General features: G+C 64.2%; 6 protein-coding genes. 1 reads left to right on the forward strand and 5 read right to left on the reverse strand.

What is annotated here, in order from left to right; all coding sequences use genetic code 11:
* Window positions 1–153: 153 nt before the first annotated feature.
* Together RVY76_RS02695 and RVY76_RS02700 are read right to left on the reverse strand one after the other, a co-directional pair.
* A complete protein-coding gene (locus RVY76_RS02695) occupies window positions 154–486 on the reverse strand; it encodes a hypothetical protein (protein ID WP_317375665.1) in 333 nt (110 codons plus the stop codon).
* 885 nt (window positions 487–1,371) lie between these two features.
* On the reverse strand, window positions 1,372–1,785 hold the full coding sequence (locus RVY76_RS02700) for a hypothetical protein (RefSeq protein ID WP_317375667.1): 414 nt from the start codon (window positions 1,783–1,785) through the stop codon (window positions 1,372–1,374).
* A 576-nt stretch (window positions 1,786–2,361) separates the two neighbouring features.
* Between RVY76_RS02700 and RVY76_RS02705 the strand changes: the two genes are divergently transcribed.
* Entirely contained in the window at window positions 2,362–4,122 is a 1,761-nt protein-coding gene (locus RVY76_RS02705; protein WP_317375668.1) for a hypothetical protein, read from the forward strand.
* A 39-nt stretch (window positions 4,123–4,161) separates the two neighbouring features.
* On the opposite strand, the gene RVY76_RS02710 is transcribed toward RVY76_RS02705, so the two are convergent.
* The 3 genes from RVY76_RS02710 to RVY76_RS02720 form a co-directional block, all read right to left on the reverse strand.
* Window positions 4,162–4,857 (reverse strand): DNA-binding protein, encoded by a 696-nt coding sequence (locus RVY76_RS02710; RefSeq protein WP_317375669.1) that lies wholly within the window; start codon window positions 4,855–4,857, stop codon window positions 4,162–4,164.
* A 140-nt stretch (window positions 4,858–4,997) separates the two neighbouring features.
* The gene (locus RVY76_RS02715) at window positions 4,998–5,915 is read right to left on the reverse strand and encodes a restriction endonuclease (RefSeq protein WP_317375671.1); all 918 of its coding nucleotides are present in this window, start codon (window positions 5,913–5,915) and stop codon (window positions 4,998–5,000) included.
* Window positions 5,905–9,363: a class I SAM-dependent DNA methyltransferase gene (locus tag RVY76_RS02720; protein ID WP_317375673.1), complete on the reverse strand. Its 3,459-nt coding sequence runs from the start codon at window positions 9,361–9,363 to the stop codon at window positions 5,905–5,907. The genes RVY76_RS02715 and RVY76_RS02720 overlap by 11 nt, the downstream gene beginning before the upstream one ends.
* Window positions 9,364–9,367 lie beyond the last annotated feature (4 nt).

Genomic DNA, 9,367 nt, shown 5'->3' on the forward strand with positions numbered 1-9,367 from the left:
TCGTTCACCCGCCAGAAGTCGCTTCATGTCACGGCGTCGGACATCCTGATAGGACTCAGAAAGGCCCCGGAAGTCGTGCGAGCGCAGGTACCGGGCAACGATATCGGCAACAGAATTTGGCTTTACCAGCTCTACGACCTTCGCCCGGCTTGGCTACCCCTTGATTGCAGGCCGCGAGGTAGGCGGCCGGGAAGTCTGGGTGGTCCTCGGGAAGATGGGCTGGCAACTGGATTCCCGTGCGCGGTGGTAGACGTACTTGATGCCGCTGCTTTCGTAGCGCTTCAGGCCTTTCAGTTTCATGCCGCTGCCTGTTCTGGTGGCCATCCGGAATGCCACCGCCGCTTCGTCGATTTCGTTCTCGCATGTCTTTTCTCCATCGTATTCGAGGCGATCGGCGTAATCGTCGAGATCGCGGAGGTCCCAGAGGCGGTTTCCGCCGGACCTTTTCGATTGCAGGTCAAGGCTGCGAAACTTGCTCTCGGACACGGCCGAGGTATCTTGCAGCTTCACGTGCCTGCATCAGGCGCGGCGCATAGCCGTAGCTCTGGGACATCAGCACTCTCCCCGGGGGGGCGATGATGCGCGACAAGCAAGGAAGGCGATCGAAGCTTTCGGCCCGACAGCTTTCTATGCGCTCCATTTTCCCCTCCACGATCGGGTTGGTTGGTTGGTCGAGAGCGGCTTGCCGCTCTCGGGAGGGAGATCGGTTCAGCGGCAGATAGCGGATGGATTTTTCTTCTTGGGGTACACCCCCGTTATCGGTGGCAGATCTCTGTCAAGATGCGTGTCGATGGAGCAGCAGCAAGGAGATGGGTGTCGACACGCCCGCTCACGGTGATCCAGCCATGAGCTTGGGTCTTGCGACCCTCAAGACGCGGCACCCCACGTGGTGCACCGCGGATCTTTTATCGGTGAATCAGGTTTTCAGCCTCTCGCGTGGCGTCGAGCGCAGAGATGGTCGCGAGGACGAGGTTTGACAGAAGGTCGAGCTCTCCGATCACTTTGCCGAGCTTTCGCGCGGCGGGATCGACATGAAGCAACTCGTAGCCCGCCTCGTACGTGATCTGCGTCGCCGTGCCAGGATGTGTAGGTGCCCGCGTCTACCCGATCTTGGAGCGTTGTCCTGAGTGCGTCGAGCTCGTCCAGAATGCTCAGCGAAAAGAGCCGCGGCGATCGAGCCGACCGACAAAGGTTCGGGCGATGGCGCGCCGTTCTGGCGGCAGATGCGGGATCACGACGTCGTGGACCTGTGTCGTGACGATATGGGCCTGCATCAAAGCGATGGCTGCTATCCGCGAAACGAGATTTCGGTCATCTCCGTATCTGCGATGAGATTGACCAGCGGCGGGAAGTTCTTGAGAGGACTCGGCATCATGCGGCGGCCCTCCCCGTATCGAGCAACGTCTCGGCGACGACGGCCTCTTGGCAGGACGTCAGAGCCGCTTCGAGACCGTCCGCGAGCAAGCAGATGTCTTCGACGACAGGGCTTGCTGGATCGATCAGCGCGAACTGGGCAGCTTCGATCCGCGACGGATCTTGAACGTGCTCGAGCATGAGCAGGTCGAGCAGACCGGCGAGCGCTCTCATCGTGCTGCGCGTCGGTAGCTGCGGCGCGGCCACGCCGTCCAGCGCCGCTTGAGCGAGGCGCAGACCGGGTGTGGCACCCAGCAATTCCGCGGCCGTGAGGAGGCCTTCGCGATGCTCCTCGACGAAGCCTCTAAGCTCGTCGAAGGCGTCCGATGACGCAAGACCGGTGTGCTCGGATGGTGGGATGAAATCGAACATGAGAGGATCTCCCTCGGGGTTTCCGGATCAGGTCCGGGTCAAGAAGCGTTCGATCTTCCCTCTTCGTCTTCCGTCTTTCTCCCCGGTGCGTCTTTCCGTTTCGGCTCTCGCAGAGAGGAGCCGAAACGGAAAGACGCACCGAGGGACCATGCCACTGCGCGCGTCACTCCCGCCAATTTGCGATCTCGGCCGAAGGCATCGCGATGTGGTCCTGGCGCTCGGCGCCGTCATGTCGGGAGAGGTCGGGGAGAGGGCTTGCCCCCTCCTCGCCGGGGCCGGGGAGGCCCGAGCAGCGGGGGGCCGGGGGGAGAGTGCGGAACGACTCCCCCCCCGGCCGCCGGAGGCGCGGGAGTGCGCGCAGCGAGCTTCCGTTGGCCGTCCGCCCAGGACCGCCTCCCCGGCGCAAGGGGCCCTCGGAGAGCCGCGCGTAGTGAGCCCCCCCGGAGGGGAGCGTCTCGCACTACGCATAGTCGGACACTATGCCTGATACGCGCGCCTGCGGCGCGCGTCGCAGACATTCCCGGAGGGGCACCCTTTTTACCTATTTCCCCGTCGCCTCGAACAAAGGAGATGGCGATGGAAGGATATCAATTTGCGCGCCTGGAGACATTTTCCGTCCAGGGCGCACCCGGCAGCAAGCCGACGAAGATACGTAAGAACGGCGCGCGGGCATGGACCGCCGAGGAGGTTCTTAGGGAAGCGGAGCGTCATCCCATGGCCTCACTGCACGTGAACCCCGGTTGCCCCCCGCCGCAGATACTTCCGGGCACGGTGGGATCGTTCGCAGCTGTGCGGGCCGAACATGACAAGGCTGCGGCTGTAAAGGAATCCTACATGCGGAAGGGCAAAGACGGGAAAAAGAAGAAGGCCTGGCGGAAGCTGCGATCAGATGCCCGGACGCTCTATTCCTCCGTCGTCTCGCTTCCGACACTTACGCGCGACGCACTCGTTGATCCGGCTCTCGCCGCCGACTGCGTCGCGCTTCTCACTGAGGCGATGCAGCACGAGCAGAAGACCTTGGCAGCTCGCGGAGGTGTGCTCCTGATGGGGGTGATCCACTGGGATGAGAAACATGTCCATGCGCACTATCTCGCCGTCGCCCCGCAGGCTGGACGGGCCGACGGCCTGCATCCTGGACATGCTGCGAAGGCCGCCTTCAATGCCGCCCATGTCGACGCCGGTGACACAGATAGGAAAGCTGTCGGACATGGGGCGAACAGGGCTTACTGCGAGGCCATGCGCGGCTGGCAGGACTCGTTTCATGCGGAGGTCTTCGACGGGGCCGGACTTCTCCGGTATGGGCCGAAGCGCCATCGGTTGAGCCGGGCGGACTACCAGAAGGCGAAGGCCGCGAAAGCCCAGCAGGCTGAAGACGCTAAGCGCAGCAAGATCTTGGCGATTGAAATCTCTGGCCAGGAAAAGCAGCTCGCCGCAATTGTGAAAGAAGCCGCCGAGAGCGCGCGACACCTCGCGCGCGAGAAGGCCTCGATGGCTGGAGACAAGGTAGACCTCTTGGTCCGCGAGCATGAAGTCGCGTCGTTGGCCGTTCAAGCACGCGAGGAGATCTCGCGCGGCCAGTCGGTCGCTTCGACCGCAGAGGCACGGATCAGGGCGCTGACTGTCGGGACACGGGCGATCGAGGAGCGCCAGATAGATTACCGGCCAGGGGATCGGGACCGCCGGGAGGGCCTTACTTTCGGACCCGCAGCGCCTGCCGACAAGAAGGAGCGTGGCAAGCTCAAGGACGCGATCCGGCCCGCCTTCGACGTGTTGGTCGGCTTTGCCAGACGGGTTTTCCGTCTCCGTCAGCGAGAGGAAGCCCATGCAGAACTGGAAGCGGAGAGCGAGCGACGGGCTTGCAAACGGGACCATCAGGATGCCGAGACGCGACGCCGCGCCGGGGTCGTTGCGGCGGCCCTCAGAGCCAAGCAGAAGCCGGTGCCGGAGCCGCTCGAGGCAGTAACGGCCGGAACGCCACCTACAATGACCGAGGCGAGCTTTCCTGATGCATGGTCGATCTCATCGGGGGCGAAGCCAGATGAGATCCGGGAGCGCCTCAACAAAACAACCAACCTTCAGCTGCGAACGGCGTGGATGGCGACCCGGGACGCCGTCCAACTCGCTGACGGAAACGGGTCTCTCCGGGATCGCTTCGCGCTCGGCCTGCGTGTGATCGAAGCGAATGCCGAAGATCGAGGCTTCAATCTCGAAAGTGGTCGGCAGACTCTCGATACGGCGAAACGCCCCGAGGTCGCGGCATTGCACCGCGACGAGTTCACTGGGCCTGTAAAGGTCGCCAATGCGGCCAAGGAGCGCCAGCGGGTTCGCGGATCATGACGAGAGATGCCGAGACGGTGGCGCCTCGGCATCTTCATATTACGCTGCGTCCTGTTCGCCGTCGGGATCATCTACTCGCTTCGCGCCGCCGTCATCGTCTTGCCCGACGACCCGGTCGTCGCCGGAGTCGGGAAATAGAGGCATTTGATTGTCGTCCTCCACGGCATGCGCTGCGGAGCTGTCTTCGTTGGATGCGTGACTATTGCCCTGCGAGGCGAAATCCTCCCGCCCAAGGAGACGACCTTCGAGTTTCGCGATGAGGACCTTGGCCTCCATGAGCTCTGCCGTAAGCGAAGCGACCCTCTCCTCAGCCTGTTGCGCGCGTTCCACGGCAGCCTCTGCCTCGGCGACGGCACCGTCACGCTCGTCTTCGACCAGTCCGATGTTGTCGAGGGCTTCCGCTTTCTCCTCCTCGACCTCGGCGAGCTGGCTGGCGTGCGCACGCCGTTCGGCAGCTGCGGCCTCGTCGGCGCAGCGCCACGCCGCCTCCCAAGCGGACGCGTAGAGGTCGAGAACCTCTTCGGGCATGTCGGGTGCCGCGCGCGACGCTTCGGCCGCGGCCTTCTGTTCGGCAAGGACGATCTTCACGATCGGCCCGATGTCGCGGAACGATCCCTTTGTGATCTCCCGCACGGCGGCGTTGGTGGGCTTTTCGCCCTTCGTTTGGATGTCAGCGACCGCCTTGCGTACTTTCTTCTCGAGGGCGGCGTTGGTCTTCTTGATAGCTTCGGTCATTCTTGGCACCTGCTCGGGTAATGGTAAGCGCCGGTAATACCGTCTCGGCGCTACCACCCCGTACCGAGGTGGCAGGAAGAATGTCGGATCGTCGGTCGAAGGTCGGAAACGCGACCGTCAGAAAAATTGGTATTATGCGCTCAGACGCTGTCGAACCATGTGCCGTCGATGCGAACCCGCTCGACCATCTCCGTCCCGACCCCGAGCCCGTTCTCCTTGAGCAGGTCGCACAAACGGTCTCCGTCGATGAGGTCGATAGCGATGGCGCCGTCCCTGGTCGCCTCGTCGGTCGCGGCCGGGGTGTAGTGGCTCGTGGTGATAAAAAGCCCCTTGTCGGCCCGGCCCTGGAGCGCTCCGCGGAAGTCGCGGATTTCCTTTGCGCCGACGCTGCCTCTCCAGCGCTTGCATTGGAAGTAGACCTGGAACGAGACGAGGTTCACGCGCAGGACGCCGAGCCCGTCGATGCCGCCGTCGCCGGTCTTTCCGCGGACCTCGACCTTGGTGAAGCCAGCCTCGCGCAGAAGCCGCTGTGACAGCCTCTCGAAGGCATCTGGCGCCATGGACCCGAGGACGGTGAGCAGCGCGGCTTTCCAGTCCTCTTCGTCCGCCGGCCCAGCATCCGCGTCTGCGATAACGACATCCGCATCGCCGGAAACTTCGGCCGCTTCCTTGGCCTTGCGCTTTTGACGCGCCTTCTCGCGCTCCTCAGCCTGAACGGTCTCGACGATGGCAGCCGCGGGTGCGCGATCGTGGATGGCGCTGCCGGCCTCGGTGATGGCCCAGACACCACGTGCCGAGTTCTCGACGGCACCGCCTCGCCGAAGGTAGGTGCGCGCCCAGGCGAGGTAGTAGTTCACCTTCAGGCGTTGATCATTGTTCGGCATCGGGATCGCCTGTTCGGCTTCGGAGAGCCCCTCGAGCTCGATGACGGTCTCGTCGATCTCCTGGATGCTGCCCGACCCGCCGAGGTGCCGAAGGGCGTCGAGCGTGGCGACCATCATGCCAGCGAGATCCGGCAACCCCTCTGGCTCGATGATGAAGAGGCGGTCAGATGGCATAGCGGCCCTCATCGGTCATTTCGGCCATGCCGAGGCCTGCCAGGGTCTCAAGTAGCGGGGCGACAGTGGTGGCGCGGCCGCGGGTGAAGGTGCGGGCGACGGTTTCGGCGTCGGCCTCTCCGAGATCCTCCAACGCCTCGCGGACGGCGGCGATCTGGGCCGGAAGCGACTTCGGCCATGGGGCCTTGCCGGTCTTGGCGGCGGCGGCGATCTCCAGCTTGCCTTGCTTCGCCTCGGCGGCGCGGCCGTCGGGGTTCTGGTAGTCGGGGCGGAGCCAGCGGACATGGCCGCGCGCTTCCTCGGCGGCGCGTTCGTGGTTGAGGGCGACGAGGTTCATCAGGATGTCGTTTTCGGACAGGTCGGCGGGCCAGCCGTAGGCCGCAGTTACGGCGGCATCGATCCGGTCGTGGATGTCCTTCAACAGGCCGACCAGCCCGTCCTCGTAGACCTGCTTGTCCTTCCCCTCGATCACCTCGCCGGCGCGGAGCTTTTCGAGGACATTATACATCTGGGTCAGCGTCAGCTTCGGGTGCTGCGCCTGCCGCTCCTTGCGATGCGCGTCGAGCTCCTCGCCGAGCTGGCGGAGGGTGGTGCGCTGGGAGGGGGTGAGGTCCGGGAAGGGGAAGGGGTCGAAGCAGCGGGACTTGTTGTAGCGGGGATCGTTGCCGACTCCGAGGCGGCCGCCGGCGGCGAGGGCCCATGTAACATGGATGCGGCTGGATAGCGTGGCGAGTGCGGCCGCGTCGTCGAGAGAGATCGCGATGAGCATATTGTCGGGGATGACATCTGCTTCGAGGAACTGGAAGCTCCGGTGTTTCGTCGTCTCAACGGTCGCGACATATCGGGTGAGCCCTTCTAAAGCCGGTCGCATAGCGCGACGAGCTTCTCCGAAGATCCACCAGTTCTTCCGATATCCGTCGCGCCTGTTTTGGTCTCGTTCTGGCTTTACGTTATCAATGACGTGCTGGAAGACGGCCGGATACTGCGTGCGCACGTCCTGCTCAGACAAGCCGAACAGGTCGATCACCATGACGCCGCGCGGTGAAGCCGTCAGGTCGCGGCCGTTGCGATATGGGCGAATGTGCCGCTCCAATCCAGGCGATGAGCCAAGCCCGAGAGCTTCGGCCTGAGGCGGCGAGACGATAAAGCCCGCGCCATGCAGCTTCATTCCCGGTGACGAAAGACCATCGTTTGCAAGCAATGCATTCGTGCCACCGACATCCGCCCCTATCCGCAGATTTGAGAACACCAGTCCCATCTCGGCCTTCAACTCGACCTGCCGCCCCTCGGCCTCGTTCCGCTCACCGCTTTCGGACACCACAGTCACCAGCCGCCCCGGTCGGCTGCCGGCCGCTGCCACAGTCATTCCGATCCGCACCGCCGCGCCGTCCACCGTATCCACCCAAGGATGGTCCGGGATTGCAAAAAGCAGCGACAGGGGACGCTTGGAATCGCCCAGATGCGGCTCCAACACCCGTCGGTTAAATGTCTGGCGCAGCGAGTTCGTGGTAATCAGGCCGAACCTCCGCAACCCGGTCTGGCCGTCGAACGCACGGGCCTTCAGCGCCGCTTTCTCCCACCAGAACATCACCAGATCAGCGCTCTGCGGCATCTTCGGATAGGCGTTCCACAGCGCCTCGACATAGCCGTCGCCCAGCGCCTCGCGCATCCGGCTCGCCCCGATGAAGGGCGGGTTGCCGACGATGAAGGTGGCCTCGGGCCACACAGCCGGGCGGGGGTCGGCGTAGTCGTAGATCTGCATCCGCGCCGCGGGGTCCGGCACCTCCTCCCCCGTCGCCGGGTGGCGCATGGTTGTCGTGCCGTCCCAGCGGGTCACCGGCGCGCCGTTGTCGTCCATCCGGGGCGTGCGGTCCGTCCATGTGAGCACGGCGTCGCGATGTTCGATGTTCTTGAAGTCGCGCAGGATCGGCTCTGAAGGCGCCGCCTTTCCGTGGGTGCGGTAGTGCCATTGCAGGTAGCCGATCCACAGCACCAGCTCGGCCACGTTGGCGGCCCAGGGGTTCAGCTCGATCCCGAGGAACTGGTGCGGGTCGACGGTATATCCCGCAAGGCCAAGGTTGGCCTGCGTCTCGCCCAGCTCCTCCATGGTGGCGACCACCTCGCCTTCGAGTCGCTTCATCAGCTCGAGCGCGACGTAGAGGAAATTTCCGCTACCACATGCGGGGTCGAGGACCGTGACCTCGCAGAGCTTGCGGTGGAAGCTCTGCACCTCGCGCAGCGCCTCCTTATCCTTGCCCTGGCTGCGCAGCAGGTCGGCGGCGGCCTGCACGCTGCGCCAGTCGGCGCGCAGGGGCTCGATGATCGTCGGCATCACCAGCCGTTCGACATAAGCCCGCGGCGTGTAGTGGGCGCCCAGTTTGTGCCGGCTTTTCTTGTCGAGAGCGCGTTCCAGCAGCGTGCCGAAGATCGCCGGTTCGACCTGCTTCCAGTCGGCCTCGGCTGCCTCGATCAGCAGGCTCAGCTGAACCTCGGACAGGGGCAGCGCCGAGGCATCGCGGAAGAGTCCGCCGTTGAAACGGAGGAGCTTCGCCATGAGGACCGTCGAGGTGCCGCCGGTGTTCATCGTCTCCCAAAGCGATTGGAGCACCGGCGCGGCCATCTCGGGCTTGCCTCGCAGTTCCCGCAGCTTGTCGCGGAAGGAATCCTTCGGCAGCAGTTCGACGTCCTCGGCGAACATGGTGAAGAGGCATCGCATGAGGAAACGGGCGACATCCTCTCCCTCATGGCCCTGGCCCTCGAAGCTGCGTCCAAGCTGAGCCAGGTGGTCGGCGATTTCGCGGGTGACCCGTGCCGCGGTGCGCGAGGGATCGAGCGAAATGGGATCGGACCAGATGGTCTTCAGACGCTCGCGGACCTCGTCATCCCGGAGATCTTCCAGGGTGATGCGGTAGCGGTTGCCATCGGGGAACTGGGTGTAGCCCTGTCCTTGGCCGGAGAAGTCGGCGTAGACCTCGATGACATGTGCAACGTCGACGACCAGCAGGAATGGTGGCCATCCGTCCTCCTTCGAGATTGCTCGGGCATAGCCGTCCGCCTGGTTTCGGGCGCGTAGCATCGTATCTTCGAAGCCTCGCGTGCCTCGGCGACCATGCCCCAGTTGACCCTGGGGGGCGTCCTCAGCCGACAGGAGGCTGAGCTGCTCGGATTCAGCCTTCGGGCCAGCGCCCTGCTTCGCCTCCATGACGAAACACTGTCGGCGGTAGAGATCTATCCGCCGCCGTCGGCGTGTCCCAGTGTGGGTTTCGGTGACTGGGCGTTCGAAGCGGTAGTCGTTTGTCTGGCCATCGCTCTGGGCAGGTTTCGGGCGGTCGACCCCGAGTATGTCGCAGAGCTCGGACGCGAAGGTCTGAAAATTCGCGATCTCGCTTCCGCCGGATGCACGCCACCGCGTAATGAAATCTTCAACTTGCAATACCCGTCTCCCCACTGGA

The sequence above is a fragment of the Palleronia sp. LCG004 genome, assembly GCF_032931615.1.
Taxonomy (GTDB): domain Bacteria; phylum Pseudomonadota; class Alphaproteobacteria; order Rhodobacterales; family Rhodobacteraceae; genus Palleronia.